Here is a 21,178-nt window from a genome sequence, read left to right on the forward strand (position 1 = left end):
TGAATCATGGGTTGGCATAACGGGCCGCTGAACTGGTCGGAGATGGAGCGGGTGCTCTCCGGCCGGCCGCCCACGCCCAGGGAACTCGCCAGGCCCTATCTGCCGGGTGGTGACGGCGGGGATTCGCCGGCCTGGTCGCGCAAGCGGGGAGCCTTCCAGCCGGAGGATGTGCAGCCGGTGGCATCGTCCATCGACTACGCCGAACTCCATGCGCACAGCGCCTACAGCTTTCTCGACGGCGCCTCACTGCCCGAGGAGATGGTGACCGAAGCGCGCCGCCTGGGCCTGACGGCGCTCGCACTCACCGACCACGACGGCTTCTACGGGGTGGTGCGGTTTGCTGAAGCGGCCCGCGAATACGGCCTGCCTACCGTCTTCGGTGCCGAACTCTCCCTCCAGCGAGACTCGGCCAGAGCCGGTTCCGTGGACCCTCCCGGCGAACATCTGCTGGTCCTCGCCAAAGACGCCGAAGGCTACCGGCGACTGTCCCGGGTGATCGCCGACGCGCACATGAGCGGCGGCGCCAAAGGGCTGCTGCGCTACGACCACGATCTGCTCACCTCGTCGGCGGCCGGGCACTGGCTGATCCTCACCGGCTGCCGCAAAGGGGTGGTGCGCCGGGCGCTGGCCCGCGGCGGCATCACCGCGGCGCGGGCCGCACTCGGCGATCTGGTGCAGCGGTTCGGCCGGGAGACGGTGATCGTCGAACTGACCGCCGACGGCGGATCCGGCGACGACGAACGCAATGCGATCCTGGCCGGTCTGGCCGCCGAGTTCTCGCTGCCGGCGGTCGCGACCACCGGCGCCCACTTCTCCGGACCGCATCGCCGTCGCCTGGCCCAGGCCGTCGCCGCGATACGGGCCCGCACCGACATCGACACCATCGCCGGCTGGCTGCCCGGCATCGGGGGCTCCCATCTGCGCAGCGGCGACGAGATGGTGCGTCTGCTGCCGGCGCACCGCGACGCCGTCGAGAACGCCGCCGGCATCGCCGCCGACTGCGCGTTCTCCCTGGAACTGATCGCCCCGAACCTTCCGCCGTTCGACGTCCCCGACGGGCACACCGAGGCGAGCTGGCTGCGGCACCTGACCGAGGAGGGGGCACGCCGGCGCTACGGCACCCGCGAAGAGCGACCGGATGCCTACCGGCAGATCGAGCACGAGCTGAACGTCATCGAGACGCTCACCTTCCCCGGCTACTTCCTGGTGGTCCACGACATCGTCAGGTTCTGCAAGAAGAACGACATCCTGTGTCAGGGCCGGGGGAGCGCGGCGAACTCGGCGGTCTGTTACGCCCTCGGCGTCACCAACGTCGACCCGATCGCCAACCACCTGCTCTTCGAACGGTTCCTCGCCCCGGAACGGGACGGACCGCCGGACATCGACGTCGACATCGAATCCGACCGCCGGGAGGAGGCGATCCAATACGTCTACAGCCGGCACGGCCGTGAGTTCAGTGCGCAGGTCGCCAACGTCATCACCTACCGGGGACGGTCGGCGATCCGCGACTCCGCGCGGGCCCTCGGCTACGACCCCGGTCAGCAGGACGCGTGGAGCAAAGTGCCCGATTCGGCGCCCGACGACGTCCGTGCCATGGCCGCCGAGATCGCCTCCCTGCCCCGCCATCTGGGTATCCACTCCGGGGGCATGGTGATCTGCGACCGGCCGATCGCCGACGTCTGCCCGACCGAATGGGCGCGGATGGAGGGCCGCAGCGTCCTGCAATGGGACAAGGACGACTGTGCGTCCGTGGGCCTGGTCAAGTTCGATCTGCTGGGCCTCGGCATGCTCTCGGCGCTGCACTACGCGATCGACCTGGTGGCGCAGCACAAGGGCCTCGACGTCGACCTGGCGACCCTGGACCTGTCCGAACAGGCCGTCTACGACATGCTGTGCCGCGCCGACTCGGTGGGCGTGTTCCAGGTGGAGTCGCGGGCACAGATGGCGACGCTGCCGAGGCTCAAACCGCAGAAATTCTACGACCTGGTGGTGGAGGTGGCGCTGATCCGTCCCGGACCGATCCAGGGAGGATCGGTGCACCCGTACATCCGCCGCCGCAACGGGCACGAGGATTCGGACGTCGAGCATTCGTCGATGGAGAATGCGCTCGGCCGCACTCTGGGCATTCCGCTGTTCCAGGAACAGCTCATGCAGCTGGCCGTCGACGTCGCCGGATTCGACACCGCGGAGGCCGACCAGTTGCGGCGGGCCATGGGATCCAAACGATCGCCGGAGAAGATGGAGCGTCTCCGGGCCCGCTTCTACGAAGGGATGGCCGCCACCCACGGCATCACCGGCGACATGGCCGATCGGGTCTACGAGAAGATGGCGGCCTTCGCCAACTTCGGTTTCCCGGAAAGCCATTCACAGAGCTTCGCGTCACTGGTGTTCTATTCGGCCTGGTTCAAGCTGCATCATCCGGCGGCGTTCTGCGCGGCACTGCTGCGGGCGCAGCCGATGGGCTTCTACTCCCCGCAGTCCCTGGTGGCCGACGCGCGCCGGCACGGGGTGGTGGTGCACCACCCGGACATCAACTCCTCGCTGGTGCACGCGAACCTGGAGAACGCGGGACTCGAGGTGCGAATCGGTCTGGGCGCGATCAAAGGCCTGGGCGAGGCCGGTGCGCAGCGAATCGTCGACGATCGGGAACGGCGCGGACCGTACGCCGGCGTCACCGACCTGTCGCGGCGAGCCGAGCTGACCGGCACCCAACTGGAGGCACTCGCCACCGCGGGCGCGTTCGGATCACTCGGGCTCGATCGGCGGTCGGCGTTGTGGGAGGCGGGGGCGGCAGCCGGCCTGCGCGAAGACCAGTTGGAGGCAGTGTCCCCGCGCGGGGCGCCGGCACTGCCCGGGATGAGCGAGGTGGAACTGGCGGCGGTCGACGCCATGTCGACGGGCATCACCCCGCACACCTACCCGACGCAGTACCTGCGTCCCCGCCTGGACGCGATGGGGGTGACCCCCGCCGACCGGCTGCTGTCGGTGCCCGACGGGACCCGCGTGACGGTCGGGGGAGCGGTCACCCATCGTCAACGCCCGGCCACCGCGTCCGGCGTCACCTTCGTGAACCTCGAAGACGAGACCGGGATGGTGAACGTCGTCTGCTCGGTGGGACTGTGGTCGCGGTACCGAAAACTCGCCCAGACCGCGTCGGCACTGCTGATCCGCGGAAAAGTGCAGAACGCGGAAGGCGCGGTGACCGTCGTCGCCGACCGTCTGCAGCGACTCGACCTCCGCGTCGGCACACGATCGCGGGACTGGTGCTGACAGACTGGCGGTCATGACCGAGACGGTGACGGTGCTGGTGAAGCCCAACAGCAAGAAGGGCCCACTGGTCGATCACGGCGACGACGGTGTGCTCACCGTCTACGTGCGCGAACCGGCGACCGAAGGCAAAGCCAACAAGGCCGTCGGTCTCCTGCTCGCCAAGCACTTCGGCGTACCCAAGTCGACGGTCGAACTGGTCGGCGGAGCCACCAGCCGGCACAAGCGGTTCCGGATCGGCTGAGGTCGGCTGCGGCACCGGCGCCGGTCCGGCAGAATCGGCCGGAGGCGGACGGTGCGAGAGGGATCGAGGATCCGTCTCAGGGGCTACCCCTGGGTACATGAACGGTTCGGCATCGCGTCGCGCGCAGCCGGGCACACTTCGTGTGCTGCACTGCGCGCCGAAGACGACAAGTCGTGGTCGCACCGTCCGCCACCGACCGAAAGGGACACGTGACCGGAGCCGGACTGTCGCCGCCGGCGCGTTTCAGCCCGGCCACCATCGCACGAATGGTCCGGACGGTCGCCGAGGTGCCGTGGGAGCGGACCGAAGTGAACGGTGCGCTCGTCACCGTCATCGATCCGGTCGACGCCGAGGAGGTCACCACCGTCCTCCTCGCGGCCTTCTCCTCACATCCCGATCTCCTCACATCCCGATCCGGAGGACATGACCGGACTGGTGGCCGCCCTGCCGGCGCCCACCCGAGTGTGGTCACCCCAACCGCCGACCGGCCGTCCCCGGTTCGGTGTTCCCACGATCGACGACGTGGCCGCCCTGGCGGCGTGGCTGAACCTGAGTCTCGAAGAACTGGACTGGTTCGCGGCGCGCGGCCGCTGGTCGGTGCGGGCGGCGCCCCGGCTTCGGCACTACCGGGTGGCGCGGATCGCCAAACGCGGTGGCGGGGTACGGATCATCGAGGCGCCGAAGGAACGACTCGCCACGATTCAGCGCACGATCCTCGACCACATCCTGATCGCGGTGCCACCCCACCCGGCGGCACACGGATTCGTCCGCGGGCATTCGGTGATCGACTTCGCGCAGCCGCACACCGGACGTCGTGTCCTCGTCCGTGAAGACCTCCGGCACTGCTTCGAGCATGTGACCTATCCGCGGGTGAAAGCGGTGTTCGGTGCGATCGGCTATCCGCCGCCGGTGGCGACCTATCTGGCCGGTCTGTGCACCACGGTGGTGGCGGTCGCCGACAGGACGGGCCTCACCCCGCTGCACGCCGCGCTCCTGCGGGAACGGCACCTGCCACAGGGTGCGCCTCCATCACCGGCGCTGCTGAACCTGGTCCTGCGCCGCCTGGACTTCCGGATCGCCGGATACGCGGCCGCACACCACCTGACCTACACCCGGTACGCCGACGACCTGGCCTTCTCCGGTGACGAGGTCGATGTGGGCGCACTGCGCTGGTTCATCGGCCGGGTGGTGGCGAGCGAGGGCTTCGTGGTCCACCCCGACAAGACCCAGGTGATGTACGACCATCAGCGGCAACGACTGGGAGGCCTCGTCGTCAACGAGGGGGTGCGGGCGAGTCGCCACGACTTCGACGCCCTCAAAGCGCTGCTGCACAACGCCGCCCGGACCGGTGGTGAAGCGCAGAACCGTGCCGGACTGCCCGATTTCCGCGCCCACGTGTACGGCCGCATCGAATGGGTGTCGACCGGGTCGCCGGAACGTCGGGCACGGCTCCTCGCGATGGCCGGCCGCGTCGACTGGGGCTGACTCAGACCGCGCCGTCGAAGCCGTTCTGCCGCCACGCCTCGTAGAGGGCGACGCTGGTGGCGTTCGCCAGATTCATGGAGCGACGGTCCGGCAGCATCGGGATACGCAACTGGTCGGTGATGTGCGTGTCGGACAGAACCTCGTCGGGCAGCCCGGTGGGTTCGGGACCGAACAACAGCACGTCGCCGGGCCGGTAGTCGACATCGGTGTAGAAGCGGGTGGCGTGTGCGGTGAACGCGAACACCCGTTCCGGTGCCAGAACCGTCCACGCGGTCTCCAGATCCGGGTGCACCGTCACGTTCGCCATCTCGTGGTAGTCGAGGCCGGCCCGTTTCACCTGGGTGTCGGTCATGGTGAACCCGAGCGGCTCGATCAAATGCAGCTCGCAGCCGGTATTGGCGGCGATGCGGATCGCATTACCGGTATTCGGCGGGATGCACGGCTGGTAGTAGACGATCCGGAACACGGCCTCGACCTTACGGCGTGGAAGAATGGCAGCGTGACGGCGACACGACTGGACGGCAAGACCACCCGCGACGAGATCTTCGACGACCTCAAGGTCCGGGTGGACCGGCTCCGCGAGAACGGGATCACCCCCGGACTGGGCACGATCCTGGTGGGCGACGATCCCGGCTCGCACTCCTACGTCAAAGGCAAGCACGGCGACTGCGCCAAGATCGGTGTCGCATCCATCCGCAAGGATCTGCCGGCCGACATCACCACCGATGAGCTGAACGCGGCGATCGACGAACTCAACGCCGACCCCGCCTGCACCGGCTACATCGTGCAGCTGCCGCTGCCCAAGCATCTCGACGAGAACGCCGCCCTCGAGCGGATCGCGCCGGAGAAGGACGCCGACGGCCTGCACCCGATCAACCTGGGCCGGCTGGTCCTCGGCAAGGACTCCACGCTGCCCTGCACGCCGCGCGGTGTGATCCACCTGCTGCGCCGTTACGACATTCCGATCGACGGTGCCCACGTGGTGGTCGTGGGCCGCGGCGTCACCATCGGCCGCCCGATCGGTCTGCTGCTGACACGACGCAGCGAGAACGCGACGGTCACCCTCTGCCACACCGGCACCCGCGACCTGGCCGCCGAGGTCAAGCGCGCCGACATCGTGATCGCCGCCGCCGGCGTCGCGCACCTGATCACGCCCGACATGGTGAAGCCGGGTGCCACCGTCATCGATGTGGGCGTCAGCCGCACCGAAGACGGGCTGGCCGGCGACGTCGATCCGGGAGTCTGGGAGGTGGCCGGCGCGGTCTCGCCGAACCCGGGCGGCGTGGGTCCGCTGACCCGCGCCTTCCTGCTGGTGAACGTCGTCGAGCGGGCCGAGGCCGAGCTCGCCGCCCAGCAGGAAACAGTCGGGCTCTGACATGGCCGGCTACGACGTCGAACGCATCACGCGGGCACGGAGACGGTTCCGGATCATCCGGCAGATCCCGTACTTCGTGGTGCTCGCGGTCGTCGCCGTGGCCGCGATCCTGGTTCTGATGGATCGCTGGCGCCGCGGCACGTTCGTGTTCGGATCAGCCCTCATCCTGGGCGCGATCTTCCGCGCGGTGATGCCGGCCGAACGGGTCGGACTGCTCGCCGTCCGCAGCCGGGCGTTCGACGTCACCACGATGGCCGGACTCGGCATGCTCGTGATCTGGTTGTCGACCTCGATCGACTCGCTGGGCACCGGCGACCACCTGTAGCCGCGCAGGCCGTTCCCGGAGCCGCTCTCAGGAGTTGCGGCGGGCCAGGTCCAGCGTCTGCCGCAGCAGTTCGCCGATCGGCTCCTTCTCGGTGAGGAAGCCGTCGTGACCGGCCGCCGAATGCACCACCTGCAGTCCGCCGACGCAGTTGCCGAGGTCGGCCGCCAGTTCGGCCTGCTGGTACAGCGGGTAGAGGCGGTCGGAGTCGATGCCGCCGACGACCGTGGGTACCGGGCAGCCGTTGAGTGCCGTGGTGACGCCACCGCGTCCGCGGCCGACGTCGTGGCTGTTCAGGACATGGGTGAGGGCCACGTAGGCGCCCGGGTCGAAGCGCTTCTGCAGCTTTTCGGCCTGATACTCGAGGTAGCTCTGCACCGAATAGCGCCCGTCGGTCAGCGGATCCTCGTCGCCCTGGGGGAGGTTCTGGAAGCGGGCATCCAGTTCGGCGTCGCTGCGGTACGACAGGTGCGCGATACGGCGGGCGATGCCCATGCCGTCCATCGGGGCCTGGCCGGTGCCGTAGTAGTCGCCGTTCTGCCAGCGCGGATCGGACGTGATGGCCGCGATCTGCGTGGTCTGGGTGCCGATCTGATCGGCCGACGCCCGGGCGCCCACGGCCAGCACGAGCGCCGCGCCGACGCGGTCCGGGTACGACACCATCCACTCCAGGACGCGGGCGCCGCCCATCGAACCGCCGGCCACCGCGGCGAACCGGGTGATGCCGAGCTTCTCGAACGCGCGGGCTTCGGCGTCGACGGTGTCGCGCACGGTGAGGCGCGGGAATCGGGAACCCCACGGCTTGCCGTCAGGAGCCTCACTGGCCGGACCGGTGGAGCCGTAGCAGCCGCCGATCGAGTTGGGGGCGAGCACACACCACTCGTCGGTGTCGACGACGCAGCCCGGGCCGACCAGCCCGTCCCACCAGCCGGCCATCACGTACTTGCCCTGCGGCGGGCCGGTGACGTGCGAGTTGCCGGTCAGGGCGTGCAGTGCGAGGACGAGATTGTCTCGATCGGCGGTGGGGGTTCCCCAGCGCTGGAAGGTGACGGTGACGTCTTCGAGCCGTTCACCTGATTCGAGCTCGAGGTCGCCGATGGGGACGGCGATCTCGGCCCCGTCCGGACCGGAGGTCCAGTCGGGGCCGACGATCGTGTCTCCGGCGGGCTTGCTCACTTGGCTGCGGCGAAGCCCTGGTCGAGGTCGGCGAGGATGTCGTCGATGTTCTCGATACCGACGGCCAGGCGCACCAGGCCGGGGGTGACACCGGCGGCCGCCAGCTCGGATTCGTTGAGCTGGCTGTGTGTGGTGGAGGCCGGATGGATCACCAGCGAACGGACGTCACCGATGTTGGCGACCAGACTGTGCAGGGTGAGGGCGTCGACGAACTTCTTGCCCGCCTCGGCGCCACCGTCGATCTCGAAACCGATCACCGCGCCCTGGCCCTTCGGCAGCAGCTTCTGGCCGATCTCGTAGTACGGCGACGACTGCAGGCCGGCGTACGACACCGAGGTCACCTGCGGGTGCTTCTCCAGGTAGTCGGCCACCTTCTGGGCGTTCGCCACGTGGCGTTCGACGCGCAGGCTGAGGGTCTCGATGCCCTGGGCCAGCAGGAAGGCGTTGAACGGCGAGATGGCGGCGCCGGTGTCGCGGAGCAGCTGGATGCGTGCCTTGAGGGCGTAGGCGGGGGCGCCCAGGTCGGCGATCACCAGACCGCCGTAGCTGGGGTCCGGGGTGGTGAAGCCCTGGAACAGCGACTCGCCGTCACGCTGCTGGGTCCAGTCGAAGCTGCCGCCGTCGATGAGCACGCCGCCGATGGAGGTGCCGTGGCCGCCGATGTACTTGGTGGCCGAGTGCACGACGACGTCGGCGCCGTGCTTGAGCGGGTTCAGCAGGTACGGGGTCGCGACGGTGTTGTCGACGATCAGCGGCAGGTTGTTCTCGTGGGCGACGCCCGCGACGCCCTCGATGTCGAGGACCTGGTTGTGCGGGTTGGAGATGGTCTCACCGAAGACCGCGCGGGTGTTCGGCTTGATGGCCTTGCGCCACGAGTCCAGGTCGTCGGGATCCTCGACGAAGATCACCTCGATGCCGAACTTGGGCAGCGTGTGCTGGAACAGGTTGTAGGTGCCGCCGTAGATGCGGGGGCTGGCCACCACGCTCTGGCCGGCTTCGACGATGTTCTGGATCGCGTAGGTGGTCGCGGCCTGGCCCGAGGCGAGCAGCAGTGCCGCGACACCGCCTTCGAGGGCGGCGAGACGCTGCTCGACGGCGTCCTGCGTCGGGTTGGTGATGCGGGTGTAGATGTTGCCCGGATCCGACAGGGCGAAGCGGGCCGCCGCGTGGTCGGTGTCGTCGAAGACGAACGAGGTGGTCTGGTAGATCGGGAGGGCCCGGGCGCCGGTGTCGGAGTCGACCGTCTGGCCGGCGTGCACCTGCAGGGTTTCGAAGCTCCACTTGCTGGCGTCAGTCATGGACGTCATCGCTTTCTCTCGGTCGGCCGGACAACGGTCCGGTTCTTCTGGGTCCGACCATCGGACCCGCGCTTGCCTCAGTCTGCCAGGGGCGGCTGTGGCCAGGTCATCACCCGGAGCACCCCACCGCGGTTGGAGGGTTGCCGGTCAGCGAGCCGGGGCTTGGCGCTGACACTCTTGACCTGCCTTGAAGAATATCCCACCGGGTCAGGCGCAGGAAAAGAGCAAACCCGGCGTGAGCAAAACCCTGGTCGGCGTCCGCGAAGCCGATCCGCGACACGCGGAGATATGATTTGCGCAACTAGCGGACAAAGAACGTGACAGGGGTCATACTTACTGCCTAGTAAGGAAGTCCGTCGGGGACCTCCTCCCAGCCCGGGGAGATGTACACATGCGCACGATCGGCATGTCAGTGCTGCGCAACAGCAGCGTTCGTAAGGGGACGGTCGTTCTGGCCGCCGCAGCTCTCGTCGGCAGTGCCGGCCTGCTCAGTGGAGTCGGCAACGGTACGGCGTCGGCGTTCGATTGCTCCAAGAGCGGTGCGGTGTTCAGCGTGCCGGGAACCAACGATCCCGGCGGTGCCGGCATGACCGGGGCCGAGCAGCGCTATCGCGGCAACGGCTACGACGTCGTCAAGATTGAATACAAGACGACGCTGTGGCCGCTCGGCTCCCCGGGATACGACGAGGACGTGCGTCAAGGCATCGCCGAGACCAAGAAGCAGATCGCGGCCTACAACGCGGAGTGCAATAAGGACGGCGACAAGAAGATCGTCGTCATCGGCTACTCGCAGGGCGCGCGCATCGCCGGCGACGTCCTCTCCGACATCGGCACCGGCCGCGACGACCTCGGCCTCGACCACGACGACGTCTCCGGTGAACTGTGGTCCGATCCGCGACGCGACGGCGACAAGACCGGCCGCGGTATCGAGGTCGCGTTCCTCGGCGTGATCCCCGGTCTGACGATGAACGGCAAACGAGACGGCGGCTTCGGCGACGTCGCCGTCAACGAGTACTGCCGCTCCGGCGACGGAATCTGCGATCTGCCGGACATCGTCCACGACCCGGCCGGTGTCATCAACAGCTTCATCGGCTACTTCACCCGCCACACCTGGTACCCGAGCCAGATGGGTCTGGACTACTCGCAGTGGACCTGTGACAAGACGACGAAGGGCAAGACGAACGACTGCTTCGTCGAGGACCGGTCCACGATCGCCGAACTGCGGAACGGTTTTGTCAACGACTTCCGCCACCTGGTCGGGCTCCCGGACCGGACGGTGATCGACTTCTGGAGCATGATCCCGAACGCCGACCACATCCTGCCGAACGTGACGGTGTCCGATCTGCAGCCGGTGATCAAGCCGGTGCTCGATCTGCTTCCGCAGCTGCCCCAACTCGGTTACGGCGGCTACCTGCCGGACCTCTTCATGTTCACCGACATCCTCAACGGCGTCGTGAACCTCGACCCCGGCCTCGTCGGCGAGGGTGTGAAAGAGGTGGCCGGCAGCCTGTTGTCGATCGTCAAGATGCCGGTCGTCTTCGTCGACCGCTGGGGCAAGCGGATCGTCACCACGGTCGAGAAGCTGATCGACCCGAAGGACACGGAGAGCAAGCAGCTGGTCTCGGCGCTCGGCACCTCGGCCGGCGACGACGCGACGGCGAAGGACGGGGGCTTCACCCTGGATCTCGCGGCCACCAGCCGTGCAGTGAGCGCCGGCGTGCAACTCGACGAGAAGGCGTTCAACGGCAAGTCGGCGCTGACGCTCGATCAGCCGACGCTCAGCCGGCTCGGCGAGCCGACGCTGACGCGCCTTGCCGACACCGGCTCGTCCGGCGACGCCACGCTCGAGTACGCGCCGCCGACCACGACCACGGCTACCGCGCCCTCGGCGACGGGCGGCCCGGAGCTCAGCTACGCGCCGGCCCCGAAGACGTCGTCGGGCCAGCCGTCGGTCACGCAGTCCTCGCCGGTGCCGGCGCCGGTCGCTCCCGCGCCGCCGACCTCCAGCCCGCCCGCGCTCACCGGCGGCTCGCAGCCCAGCGCCGAGCCGGCGCCCGCTCCGCAGGTGCCGGTGGCACCGGAGTCGCCGTCGGCCCCCGACGCCTCGGTGTCCGGTGGCGGAGGCGGACAGTTGGAGTCCGCGGTCGGCTGATGGGCGAACTCACAACCTACTGACAGGTAACCGCAAGGTTTCGCGCTGTGGAGCCAAACACATTCCGTGTTTCCACAGATTGAACATTGAAGTCAGAGCGGTTCCAGCGGTTGCCGGATGTACCAGGCTGCCTCGGAATAGCCTGTGTGGCAAAGAAACTCAGCTCAAGGTCCAAAAAAGCGGTGCCGCTGGTCGTCGTCGCGCTCGCACTAGTACCCCCAGGCGCGGCGTTCGCCGGCGGCGACACCTCCGCAGGCTGCGGTGAGGGCGCCGCGGTGATCGTGGCGGGAACAGGTGCACCTCGCAATCACGAGGGACTGCCGACCGGCGGCGTCGAGGGGGCCGGTAAGCGGTACGCGAACGAGGGATACAAGGTCGAGTACGTCGACTACCCGACCGATCTGTTCCCGGTCGGACCCATCCCGTACGACCAGGACGTGGCGATCGGCAAGGCCGCCACCGAGAAGGCCGTCTCCCGGTACCAGGCGCAGTGCCCCGGCAAGCCGGTCACCGTCGTCGGCTACTCGCAGGGCGCCCGCATCGCCGGCGACGTGATCTCCGATGCCGGCAACGGACGGTCGAAGGTCAAGGCCGAAGGTCTGCGCGGTGAGCTGTACTCGGATCCGCGGCGTCAGGGTCTCGATGGTGTCGGAGGCATCGAGAACACGCTCGCCGGTCTCACCCCGCTGCCCGGTGCCACCATGTCCGGTCCGCGTGCCGGCGGGTTCGGTTCGGTTCCGGTGACCGGCTACTGCCTGCAGGGCGATCCGATCTGCGACCTGCCCAACCCGCTGCTGCGCCCGTTCGCGGCGGTCGACGGCCTGGTCGGCTACTTCACCAAGCACGGCTACTACCCGGCCCGCATGAACGAGCCGGTGGGTGACGGACGCACCTGGCACTGCGATCCGGCCTACGCCGGGTACTACGCCGACTGCGAGGTCCCCGCCGATCCCGCCGTGGCGCAGGCGATCGAGCAGCGTGCTGCACAGCAGCCGGAGACCGGCACGCCGACGGCCGTGGTCAACAATCTGATCGGCGTCGTCGACTCGCTGTACAACTTCAACCTGTTCGGGGTCGCCGGCAACACGCTCGGCGCGGGCGACAACCTGGGGCAGACCCTGGGTCTGTGGGACGCGCATCCGGCGCCGCTGGAGACCGCTCCGGCGGTCCCGGACGCCACCGCTCCGGACGCGACCGCTCCGGCGGCACCGGCCGTCGTCGATCCGGCTGCGCCGGCCGCTCCGGTCGCCCCGGCGACTGTGGCCCCGCAGGCGGTCACCCCGCCGGCCGAGTCCGCTCCGGTCAATCTGGGCTGGTCGGGTGACACGCTGCCGCTGACCGTCACCGGCAACGTCGCTCCGCCCGCTGGCGAGGCGCAGCCGATGTTCCAGCTGAACGTCAACCTCCAGACCGGGATCTCCGGTGCCTCCGGGATCACCCCGGACACCACCCCGGCCCAGGCGATGAGCACCCTCAGCTGGAACCCCATGAACGGCTCGGTGGGAGTCGGAATCGGCGGCGCCGCCTACGACTTCGTCACCGGCTACACACAGGTCAACTGAACAGTCGATGTCGACCGGCGCGTAGCTGCGCCGGTCGACCGGCGATCGGATATGCTCGAAGAAACAGTACGGACGTAATGTTTACCCGGGCTCAGCGCCGAGAACGGGGCCGTACTACGTTTGAACCGGGCCGTCGCGCCTGATCCGCGACGACTTCCGGGCAACCGTGAAAGCCGCGCGACACCCGTGCGCGGCGGAGCCGAGGAGGGCACCGAGCCATATGGGCAAGATCAAAGTCGAAGGCAAAGTCGTCGAGCTTGACGGCGACGAGATGACCAGGATCATCTGGGCGTTCATCAAAGAGAAGCTGATCCATCCCTACCTGGACATCGACCTCGACTACTACGACCTCGGTATCGAGAACCGCGACGCCACCGACGACCAGGTCACGATCGATTCGGCCCACGCCATCCAGAAGTACGGCGTCGGCGTGAAGTGCGCGACCATCACCCCGGACGAGGCCCGTGTCGAGGAGTTCGGCCTGAAGAAGATGTGGCGGTCGCCCAACGGCACCATCCGCAACATCCTCGGCGGCACCATCTTCCGCGCCCCGATCCTGATCTCGAACGTTCCGCGCCTGGTCCCGGGCTGGACCAAGCCCGTCGTCGTCGGCCGCCACGCCTTCGGCGACCAGTACCGCGCCACCGACTTCAAGATCCCCGCCGGTTCCGGGGGCACCGTGACCATCACCTACACCCCGTCCGACGGCTCCGAGCCGATCGAGCACGAGGTCGTCCAGATCCCTGAAGAGGGCGGCGTCGTGATGGGCATGTACAACTTCAACAAGTCCATCGAGGACTTCGCGCGGGCGTCGTTCAACTACGGCCTGCAGCAGAACTACCCGGTGTACCTGTCCACCAAGAACACCATCCTGAAGGCCTACGACGGCGCCTTCAAGGACATCTTCCAGCAGGTCTTCGACGACGAGTTCAAGACCCAGTTCGACGCGGCCGGCCTGCACTACGAGCACCGGCTGATCGACGACATGGTGGCCTCCTCGCTCAAGTGGGAGGGCGGCTACGTCTGGGCCTGCAAGAACTACGACGGCGACGTCCAGTCCGACACCGTCGCCCAGGGCTACGGTTCGCTCGGCCTGATGACGTCGGTGCTGCTGACCCCGGACGGCCAGACCTGTGAGGCCGAGGCCGCGCACGGCACCGTGACCCGCCACTACCGTCAGCACCAGCAGGGCAAACCGACGTCGACCAACCCGATCGCGTCGATCTTCGCCTGGACCCGCGGCCTCGACCACCGCGGCAAGCTGGACAACACGCCCGCGGTGCGCGAGTTCGCCTCGACGCTGGAGGACGTGGTCATCAAGACCGTCGAGTCCGGCAAGATGACCAAGGATCTGGCGCTGCTGGTCGGCGGCGATCAGCCGTACCAGACCACCGAGGAGTTCCTCGGCACCCTGGACGAGAACCTGCAGGCCGCCCTGAAGTGACCCGGGGTCCGGCCTCCTCCGCTCCGACGCGCAAGCGGTGGCCGGCCGGCTGGGTGATCACGGCGCTGGCCCTGGGCGGTTTCGGGATCGGTACCACCGAGTTCGTGGCGATGGGCCTGCTGCCGAACATCGCGTCGGACCTGCACATCAGTGAACCGACGGCCGGCCATCTCATCTCGGCGTATGCCCTCGGCGTGGTCGTGGGCGCCCCGGTCATCGCGGCGCTGGCCGCCCGCGTGCCCCGGCGCACCCTGCTCATCGCCTTGATGGTGGCCTTCACCGTCGGCAACGGCCTGTCGGTGATCGCCCCGAACTATCCGACCCTGATGGCGGCACGTTTCCTCGCCGGTCTTCCGCACGGCGCCTACTTCGGTGTCGCCGCGCTGGTCGCCGCGCACCTGGCCGCGCCGGGCCGACGCGCGCAGGCCGTCGGCCAGGTGATGATGGGGCTGTCGGTCGCCAATGTGGTCGGGGTGCCGGCCGCCACCTGGATCGGGCAGGCACTCAGCTGGCGCTGGGCGCTGGGGATCGTGGTGTTGCTGGGCGTGATCACCGTGGCCGCCCTGATCGTCACCGTGCCCGACCTGCACGGCATGAAGACCACCGATCCGCGCACCGAACTGGGCGCGCTGCGCCGCAGCCAGGTGCTGCTCACCCTGCTGGTCGGGCTGGTCGGGTTCGGTGGCATGTTCGCCTTCTACACGTATCTGAACACCGCCCTCACCTCGGTCGGCGGGATCTCCGAGGGGGTGGTCCCGATCGCCCTCATGCTGTTCGGCGCCGGCATGGTGGCAGGCAACGTGGTCGGCGGGCGTCTCGCCGACCGCAGTGTGGACCTGGGAATCGCCGTGGGCATGGCGGCCACCGCCGTCGCCCTCGGCGCCTTCGCCCTGCTGCTCGGTATCGGCTGGCTGGCGGTGGCTCTCACCTTCTTCGTCGGCCTGACCGGCTCCACGGCTATCCCGGGCCTGCAGACCCGCCTGATGGACGTCAGTCACGACGCCCAGACTGTGGCCGCCGCCCTCAACCATTCGGCGCTCAACGTCGCGAACGCGCTCGGCGCCTGGCTCGGCGGCGTCACCATCGCCGCCGGCATGAGCTATCGCGCGCCCTCCGCGGTCGGTGTGGTCCTGCCGCTGGCCGGGCTCGCGGTCTTCGGTGTCACCCTGCTCGCCGCCCGCAGGTCTGCCGTGCTGCGGGCTCAGTGAACCGCCGGCACCGTGCGCAGCACGTCCCGCAGAAGCGTTCGGCATGCCTCGTAGGTACCCGCGGCCTCCGATTCTCGGGGTCCTGCGACATTCAGCGTCAGCTCGGCCGGTAGGCCGTCCAGCCAGGAGACGACTTCATCCGGATCATCGCCTCTGCTGACGAGGACCGGGCGGCGAAGATCGGCAGCGAACTGCACGGTCAGATCCGTTCCTGCAGACAGGGACCCCGTATCGGTTCGTACGACGAGCGTGGCATGGCTGTCACGGACGTTCAGACGAGTCCTCACCTCGGGCCGGCGTTCCGCTGCCTCGCGGAGGTGGGGATAGTCGGCGATCACGCCGGGCGCGACCGGATAGTCCTCGGCCCATCCGCCGAGTGGACACCAACCGCCATAGGGGAGGCCGGCGTCGATGGCCGCGTCGAGTGCCGCACGGTCGGCTCCGGTCTGTCCGCCGGAGACGATCCGAGCGATCCGGATGCGCGACATGTTCACCTCACGGTGTGCGATGGAAGATCTTGGCTTCAGTGTAGAGCGTTCCGAAGTGGTGAAAGAACTCCCGACCCGTTCTGGTCGGCGTTTGATTCGCGTCCAGATACGGCGCGAGCAGCTCGTATTGATCGCAGAATGCTCTCTCCCCATGATGTCGACAAGAACTGCTGAACCGTCTTCTTGTTGACGGCGCCGACACCGAGGAGGAGGCCCGCCTGGTCGTAACATGTGCACACTCGGTTGGCTGCGATCAGGTCGTCAGTCGACCACTCGTCGTACGGCTTCGAATACATGGATGTGCGTACGCGCCTGCGTGCCGCGCTGAACTCCTCTTGTGCCAGGTACTGGTGCAGGTAGAAGAGGTTGGCGAGGTTTTCCGTCCGCCGCTCTTTGAGGAGCGCGAACATCGCGATCATGATCGAGAAGCCGCCGAGTGCCGTGCTGATCTGGGCCAACGTATTGAGCATGCTGAAAGACAACCAGGACGGGCTCTCGCTATCCAGGGGTTCGCGAGATGGTTGTGGATCGACGGCCGCTACCGTAGGTGCCTGTGCCGTCCTTGAAGATCACCAGCATCAACGTCAACGGAATCCGCGCGGCGGTCAAGCAGCGCAACGAGAACAACCCCGGAATGCTGCCGTGGCTCGCGCGCCAGGCCCCGGACGTGGTGCTGCTGCAGGAGATCCGCGCCGACGAGAAGACCGCCCGGAAGGCGCTCGCCCCGGCCCTCGACGACGGTTGGCACCTGGCGATGACCGCGTCCTCGCAGGCGGGCCGGGCCGGTGTCGGGATCCTGTCGCGCACCGAACCGTCGGACGTCCGCATCGGCTACGGCGACGACGAGTTCGACACCCTCGGACGCTACATCGAGGCCGACTTCGGTGACGGCGAGCAGCAGGTGACCGCCGCCAGCGTGTACGTGCCCTCCGGTGCCGCCCTCACCGACGAGAAGAAGGACGTGGAGAAGTACGAGGAGAAGCTCCGCTTCATGACCTCCTTCGGCCCGTACCTCGACACACTCCTGCAGTCCGGCCGGCACGCGGTGGTGGCCGGTGACTGGAACATCGCCCCCGACGAGCGGGACATCAAGAACTGGAAGGGCAACCTGAAGAACTCGGGATTCCTGCCCCACGAACGCGAATGGGTGGCGGCCCGGCTGGCCGGGGGTTGGGTGGACGTCGCCCGCGAACACCACGGCGACGTCGCCGGCCCGTACGCCTGGTGGTCGTGGCGAGGCAAGGCCTTCGACAACGACGCCGGCTGGCGTATCGACTACCACCTGGCCACCCCGGCCCTCGCGCAGCGGGTGGAGAAGACCTGGGTGGACCGTGCCGACGCCTACGACCTGCGCTGGTCCGACCACGCACCCGTGACCGTCGTCTTTTCCCGTTGACCGCGTTTGGAAGAATGAACCCATGACCGCCTCCACCCCGCAGCACCGGCGGGTCCTCTCCGGGATCCAGCCCACCAGCGACTCGTTCCATCTCGGCAACTACCTGGGTGCGGTCCGCCAGTGGGTGGCTCTGCAGGACGATTTCGACGACGTCTACTACTTCATCCCGGACATGCATGCGCTCACGCTGCCGTGGGATCCGGCGGCACTGCGCGAACGGACCCTGAGCGGGGTCGCCCAGCTGCTGGCATTGGGTGTCGATCCGTCACGGGCGACCCTCTACGTGCAGTCGCAGGTGCCGGAGATCGCGCAGCTGACGTGGGTGCTGTCGTGTCTGACCGGCTTCGGCGAGGCCAGCCGGATGACCCAGTTCAAGGACAAGTCGGCCAAGAGCGGCCAGGACGCCGCCGGCGTCGGCCTGTTCACCTATCCGATCCTGATGGCCGCCGACATCCTGGCCTTCCAGGTCGACGAGGTACCGGTGGGCGAGGACCAGCGCCAGCACCTGGAGCTCACCCGCGATCTGGCGCAGCGCTTCAACTCCCGATTCGGCGATACCTTCACGGTGCCCAAGCCGTACATCGTCAAAGAGTTCGCCAAGATCTACGACCTGCAGAATCCGACCGCCAAGATGAGTAAGTCCGCCGACTCGGACAAGGGACTCATCAATCTGCTCGATGACCCGAAGACGTCGGCCAAGAAGATCAAGTCGGCGGTCACCGACACCGAGACCGTGGTGGCCTTCGACCGTGAGACCAAGCCCGGCGTCTCCAACCTGCTCACCATCCAGGCGGCTCTGACCGGCCGCGACATGGACGAGATCGTCGCCTCCTACGAGGGCAAGCAGTACGGCCACCTCAAGGTCGACACCGCCGACATCCTCACCGACTTCGTGACGCCGCTGCGCGGCAAGGTCGACGAATACCTCGACGATCGCGCCGAACTGAATCGGATCCTCGCCGACGGCGCCGAGAAGGCGCGGGACGTGGCCGGCACGACGCTCGCCGACGTCTACGACAAGGTCGGATTCCTGGCGCCGACCAAGTAGCGTCGGGTGGCATGACGGCCCTCAAGAAGTTCTTCGGCCCGCCGCTCGGCCGGCTGTTGGCCATGCAGAAGTGGTACAACGAACGCCGCGGCAACGTGTACGCCGCCTCGATCACGTTCAGCGGCATCCTGGCGCTGGTCCCGATCCTGATGGTCACCTTCGCCATCACCGGCGTGGTGCTGGCGAGCCGGCCGGAGCTGGTCGAACAGATCATCGACGCCATCCTGCGGAACGTGCCCGGCGAGATGGGGCACACGTTGTCCGACGTCATCCATTCGGCCATCAACTCGCGTGCCGCGGTCGGAACCCTCGGTCTGGCCGGTGCCGCCTTCACCGGAATCGGCTGGATCGGTCAGGTCCGTGAAGGTCTGACCGAGATGTGGGGCGGCCGGGTCAAACGTCGCTTCCTTACATCGAAACTGATCGACCTGGGCCTGTTCTTCGGTCTGGGGGCACTCCTGCTGGTCACCCTGCTCCTCGGCGCGACCGCGAGCGGGCCGATCGCTCATCTGCTGGCCGACCACATGACGTTCGCCTCCGAGGGCGTCCGCGTCTTCATCGTGCAGTGGGGTTCCCGCCTGGTCTCGGTGCTGGCCACCTGGGCGCTGCTCACGATCGTGCTGTCGCAGCTGCCGCTGGAGAAGATCCCGTGGTCGGTGGTCCGGTCCTCGGCACTGGTGTGCGCCCTGATCTTCGAAGTCCTCAAAGAGGTCGGCAGCGTCTACCTCGAGAAGGTGCTGGGCGGTCCGGCCGGAATCGCGTTCGGCCCGATCATCGGCATCATGGTGTTCGCGTACCTCGCCAGTCGGATCCTGTTGTACGCCGCCGCCTGGACGGCCTCGAATCCGGCCAACGAGCCGTTCTGGATCCTCGACGACCAGCAGGAGGCCGCCTCCCGCCGCCGGGAGAAGGCCCTCGAACAGATCCAGCCGAAGGAAGTGGTGCTGGCGCCGGTCTACGAGACGCCGACCGCCACGGCCAGTGCTCGCGGTCTGCTCACCGCCGCCGGCCTGGGCGCACTCCTCGGGGGACTGCTCGGCCGGTCGCGGCGCCGCTAGTCAGTCGTCCGAGCCGTCTTCACCGGCGTCGACGTTGTCGGCGTCGGCCTGTGCGATCTCGTCCGTCGGATCGGTGTCCTGGGTGTCCGGATCGGCGGCGGACGCCGCGTTCTCGCGGCCCTCGGTCACCGAGTCCTCGGCATCGGCGGCCAGGGCGTCGTCGCCCAGTTCATCTGCATTCGAACCGTCTACGGGCATGTCCTCGGACTCCTCGGTGTCAGTGGAACCGGTGTCACCGGCCTCGCTGTCATCCTGCTCCGTCTCACCGGACTCCGCCGAGGTTTCCGCGGGCTCGCCCCGGACACCCTTCTCACGGCCGCGCAGGCGGGACAGCAGCAGGTAGGCGAGCCCGCCGAGCACGCCGACGCCCAGCAGCGAGAGCAGCACGATCCACCAGGTGTTCGACGCCCGGTCCGCACCGGTCGCCCCGTCGGCCCGCTTCGGCTCACCCAGCTCGCCGACGGTCGTGCCCTTGGGTGCTGCGAAGCCGTAGTCGATCATCCGGATCGCCTGCTGGTCGTAGCCGTTGCCGGCCTCCGACAGGCCGTACATCTGGACGATGACGAGCGTGCGGCCGTTCCGCTCGATCGCGCCCACGAAGGTCTTCTTGGCGTCGTCGGTGTACCCGGTCTTGCCGCCGATCATGCCGGGGACGGTGCCGTCGCGCAGCATCACGTTCGAGGTGACCATCGTGTAGCCCGGACGGGCGGGGATCCCGGCGGACTCGTCGCCCGGATAGCCGGGGAAGTCGTAGTTCCGCAGCGTGATGATGTGCCGGAACTCCTCGTCGGCCATCGCCGCCCGGAAGATGGTCGCCTCGTCGTACGGCGAGGTCGACATGCCGGGTGCATCCAGCCCCGACGGGGTGGCGGCCCGGGTGTCCTTCGCGCCGATCGAGGCGGCGGTGGCGTTCATCTTGGCCAGTGCCTGATCGAAGCCGCCCAGCTCGCGGGCGATCATGTTGGCGCAGTCGTTGCCGGACACCACGATCAGTCCGCTGAGGATGTCGCGGATCGTGTACCGGCCGCCGGGCCCGACACCGCACATGTCGCCCTCCATGGACCAGTCGCGGACGTTCGCGGTCACCACCTTGTCTAGATCGGGGTGCGTGTTCAGGTAGGTGAGTGCCAGCAGCACCTTGATCGTCGACGCGGGACGGTAGCGGCCGTGCGGATCCTTGGCGGCGATGATCTCGCCGGTGTCCAGGTCGGCGATCAGCCATGCCGACGACGTCAGATTCGCCGGCACCGGTCCGGCCGCCGCATCGCTGACCACACCGCATTCGGCCATCCGCGGACCGCCGACCGGCGGGGTCGGGACGGGCAGCGGGCTGGGCGTGGTGTCCCACGGCTGCACCACCTCCGAGTCGTCCACGGCCGGCGGGGTGCCCGTCTTCTGCGGGCAGTCGTCGGTCACCGGTGTGGGCTCCGCGGGCACACCGGCGGTCACCTCCGACGTCGGTGCCACCGTCGGCGCCATCGGATCGGCTCCCGCCGCCCCGAGGCCCACCGGGGCGACGGCGAGCGACGCGGCCAGTGCGACGGTGGACAGGACTCGGGGCAGGGCTGTGACACGCATAACGATCCGGAAGTCTACCGGCGCCCGGAAAAGACGAAACACGCCCCGACCGCTCAGCGGTGGGGGCGTGTTTCCGG

Annotated in this window: 18 protein-coding genes and 1 riboswitch; of the genes, 12 read left to right on the forward strand and 6 right to left on the reverse strand. The window is 68.2% G+C overall.

What is annotated here, in order from left to right; genetic code table 11:
• The first annotated feature begins 6 nt into the window (after positions 1-6).
• The 3 genes from QM774_RS01400 (at position 7) to QM774_RS01410 (ending at position 4,996) form a co-directional block, all read left to right on the forward strand.
• The gene (locus tag QM774_RS01400; RefSeq protein WP_414974190.1) at positions 7-3,270 is read left to right on the forward strand and encodes an error-prone DNA polymerase; all 3,264 of its coding nucleotides are present in this window, start codon (positions 7-9) and stop codon (positions 3,268-3,270) included.
• 13 nt (positions 3,271-3,283) lie between these two features.
• Positions 3,284-3,511, forward strand: a complete 228-nt coding sequence (locus tag QM774_RS01405; protein WP_414974191.1) for a DUF167 domain-containing protein — start codon at positions 3,284-3,286, stop codon at positions 3,509-3,511.
• Positions 3,512-3,934: 423 nt separating this feature from the next.
• Positions 3,935-4,996 carry a reverse transcriptase family protein gene (locus QM774_RS01410; protein ID WP_414974192.1) on the forward strand — a complete coding sequence of 354 codons (1,062 nt, stop codon included), beginning with the start codon at positions 3,935-3,937 and terminating at the stop codon, positions 4,994-4,996.
• Between the two features lies 1 nt (position 4,997).
• On the opposite strand, the gene QM774_RS01415 is transcribed toward QM774_RS01410, so the two are convergent.
• Complete coding sequence (locus tag QM774_RS01415) at positions 4,998-5,462, reverse strand: tRNA (cytidine(34)-2'-O)-methyltransferase (RefSeq protein ID WP_414974193.1); 465 nt, start codon at positions 5,460-5,462, stop codon at positions 4,998-5,000.
• Between the two features lie 33 nt (positions 5,463-5,495).
• On the opposite strand from QM774_RS01415, the gene QM774_RS01420 reads away from it, so the two are divergent.
• Complete coding sequence (locus tag QM774_RS01420) at positions 5,496-6,371, forward strand: bifunctional methylenetetrahydrofolate dehydrogenase/methenyltetrahydrofolate cyclohydrolase (protein WP_414974194.1); 876 nt, start codon at positions 5,496-5,498, stop codon at positions 6,369-6,371.
• 1 nt (position 6,372) lies between these two features.
• A complete protein-coding gene (locus tag QM774_RS01425; protein ID WP_414974195.1) occupies positions 6,373-6,696 on the forward strand; it encodes a DUF3017 domain-containing protein in 324 nt (107 codons plus the stop codon).
• 27 nt (positions 6,697-6,723) lie between these two features.
• On the opposite strand, the gene metX is transcribed toward QM774_RS01425, so the two are convergent.
• Both metX and QM774_RS01435 read right to left on the reverse strand, forming a co-directional pair.
• Positions 6,724-7,869 carry a homoserine O-acetyltransferase MetX gene (gene metX / locus QM774_RS01430; protein WP_414974196.1) on the reverse strand — a complete coding sequence of 382 codons (1,146 nt, stop codon included), beginning with the start codon at positions 7,867-7,869 and terminating at the stop codon, positions 6,724-6,726.
• Complete coding sequence (locus tag QM774_RS01435; protein ID WP_414974197.1) at positions 7,866-9,167, reverse strand: bifunctional o-acetylhomoserine/o-acetylserine sulfhydrylase; 1,302 nt, start codon at positions 9,165-9,167, stop codon at positions 7,866-7,868. The genes metX and QM774_RS01435 overlap by 4 nt, the downstream gene beginning before the upstream one ends.
• 63 nt (positions 9,168-9,230) lie before the next feature.
• Positions 9,231-9,350, reverse strand: a riboswitch (SAM riboswitch).
• 208 nt (positions 9,351-9,558) lie between these two features.
• On the opposite strand from QM774_RS01435, the gene QM774_RS01440 reads away from it, so the two are divergent.
• The 4 genes from QM774_RS01440 (at position 9,559) to QM774_RS01455 (ending at position 15,533) form a co-directional block, all read left to right on the forward strand.
• Complete coding sequence (locus QM774_RS01440) at positions 9,559-11,319, forward strand: PE-PPE domain-containing protein (RefSeq protein ID WP_414974198.1); 1,761 nt, start codon at positions 9,559-9,561, stop codon at positions 11,317-11,319.
• Positions 11,320-11,465: 146 nt separating this feature from the next.
• Positions 11,466-12,881: a cutinase family protein gene (locus tag QM774_RS01445; protein ID WP_414974199.1), complete on the forward strand. Its 1,416-nt coding sequence runs from the start codon at positions 11,466-11,468 to the stop codon at positions 12,879-12,881.
• A gap of 220 nt (positions 12,882-13,101) precedes the next feature.
• Positions 13,102-14,325: an NADP-dependent isocitrate dehydrogenase gene (locus tag QM774_RS01450; protein WP_414974200.1), complete on the forward strand. Its 1,224-nt coding sequence runs from the start codon at positions 13,102-13,104 to the stop codon at positions 14,323-14,325.
• Positions 14,322-15,533: an MFS transporter gene (locus QM774_RS01455; protein ID WP_414974201.1), complete on the forward strand. Its 1,212-nt coding sequence runs from the start codon at positions 14,322-14,324 to the stop codon at positions 15,531-15,533. Before QM774_RS01450 ends, QM774_RS01455 begins: the two co-directional genes overlap by 4 nt.
• Here QM774_RS01455 and QM774_RS01460 read toward each other — a convergent pair.
• Both QM774_RS01460 and QM774_RS01465 read right to left on the reverse strand, forming a co-directional pair.
• Positions 15,527-16,021 (reverse strand): putative molybdenum carrier protein, encoded by a 495-nt coding sequence (locus QM774_RS01460; protein ID WP_414974202.1) that lies wholly within the window; start codon positions 16,019-16,021, stop codon positions 15,527-15,529. The two genes, QM774_RS01455 and QM774_RS01460, sit on opposite strands and share 7 nt — an antisense overlap.
• A gap of 35 nt (positions 16,022-16,056) precedes the next feature.
• Positions 16,057-16,491, reverse strand: a complete 435-nt coding sequence (locus tag QM774_RS01465; protein WP_414974203.1) for a hypothetical protein — start codon at positions 16,489-16,491, stop codon at positions 16,057-16,059.
• 83 nt (positions 16,492-16,574) lie between these two features.
• On the opposite strand from QM774_RS01465, the gene QM774_RS01470 reads away from it, so the two are divergent.
• Genes QM774_RS01470 through QM774_RS01480 form a run of 3 tightly spaced genes read left to right on the forward strand, consistent with a single transcriptional unit; the run spans position 16,575 to position 19,523 of the window.
• Positions 16,575-17,417, forward strand: a complete 843-nt coding sequence (locus QM774_RS01470) for an exodeoxyribonuclease III (protein WP_414974204.1) — start codon at positions 16,575-16,577, stop codon at positions 17,415-17,417.
• A 22-nt stretch (positions 17,418-17,439) separates the two neighbouring features.
• The gene (trpS, locus tag QM774_RS01475) at positions 17,440-18,465 is read left to right on the forward strand and encodes a tryptophan--tRNA ligase (RefSeq protein WP_414974205.1); all 1,026 of its coding nucleotides are present in this window, start codon (positions 17,440-17,442) and stop codon (positions 18,463-18,465) included.
• 11 nt (positions 18,466-18,476) lie between these two features.
• Complete coding sequence (locus QM774_RS01480) at positions 18,477-19,523, forward strand: YhjD/YihY/BrkB family envelope integrity protein (protein WP_414974206.1); 1,047 nt, start codon at positions 18,477-18,479, stop codon at positions 19,521-19,523.
• Here QM774_RS01480 and QM774_RS01485 read toward each other — a convergent pair whose 3' ends face one another.
• Positions 19,524-21,101, reverse strand: a complete 1,578-nt coding sequence (locus QM774_RS01485; protein WP_414974207.1) for a D-alanyl-D-alanine carboxypeptidase family protein — start codon at positions 21,099-21,101, stop codon at positions 19,524-19,526. It abuts the gene before it with no gap.
• Positions 21,102-21,178 lie beyond the last annotated feature (77 nt).

Source organism: Gordonia sp. (in: high G+C Gram-positive bacteria) (assembly GCF_047600565.1).
In the GTDB taxonomy this organism is placed as follows: domain Bacteria; phylum Actinomycetota; class Actinomycetes; order Mycobacteriales; family Mycobacteriaceae; genus Gordonia.

Excerpts from the sequence above, each read along its gene's own strand:
- QM774_RS01425 (WP_414974195.1), top strand. The coding sequence starts at position 6,373 with ATGGCCGGCTACGACGTCGAACGCATCACGCGGGCACGGAGACGGTTC.
- QM774_RS01410 (WP_414974192.1), top strand. The coding sequence starts at position 3,935 with ATGACCGGACTGGTGGCCGCCCTGCCGGCGCCCACCCGAGTGTGGTCA.
- QM774_RS01435 (WP_414974197.1), bottom strand. The coding sequence starts at position 9,167 with ATGACTGACGCCAGCAAGTGGAGCTTCGAAACCCTGCAGGTGCACGCC.
- QM774_RS01450 (WP_414974200.1), top strand. The coding sequence starts at position 13,102 with ATGGGCAAGATCAAAGTCGAAGGCAAAGTCGTCGAGCTTGACGGCGAC.
- trpS (WP_414974205.1), top strand. The coding sequence starts at position 17,440 with ATGACCGCCTCCACCCCGCAGCACCGGCGGGTCCTCTCCGGGATCCAG.
- QM774_RS01400 (WP_414974190.1), top strand. The coding sequence starts at position 7 with ATGGGTTGGCATAACGGGCCGCTGAACTGGTCGGAGATGGAGCGGGTG.
- QM774_RS01405 (WP_414974191.1), top strand. The coding sequence starts at position 3,284 with ATGACCGAGACGGTGACGGTGCTGGTGAAGCCCAACAGCAAGAAGGGC.
- QM774_RS01480 (WP_414974206.1), top strand. The coding sequence starts at position 18,477 with ATGACGGCCCTCAAGAAGTTCTTCGGCCCGCCGCTCGGCCGGCTGTTG.
- QM774_RS01440 (WP_414974198.1), top strand. The coding sequence starts at position 9,559 with ATGCGCACGATCGGCATGTCAGTGCTGCGCAACAGCAGCGTTCGTAAG.
- QM774_RS01465 (WP_414974203.1), bottom strand. The coding sequence starts at position 16,491 with ATGCTCAATACGTTGGCCCAGATCAGCACGGCACTCGGCGGCTTCTCG.
- QM774_RS01460 (WP_414974202.1), bottom strand. The coding sequence starts at position 16,021 with ATGTCGCGCATCCGGATCGCTCGGATCGTCTCCGGCGGACAGACCGGA.
- QM774_RS01485 (WP_414974207.1), bottom strand. The coding sequence starts at position 21,101 with ATGCGTGTCACAGCCCTGCCCCGAGTCCTGTCCACCGTCGCACTGGCC.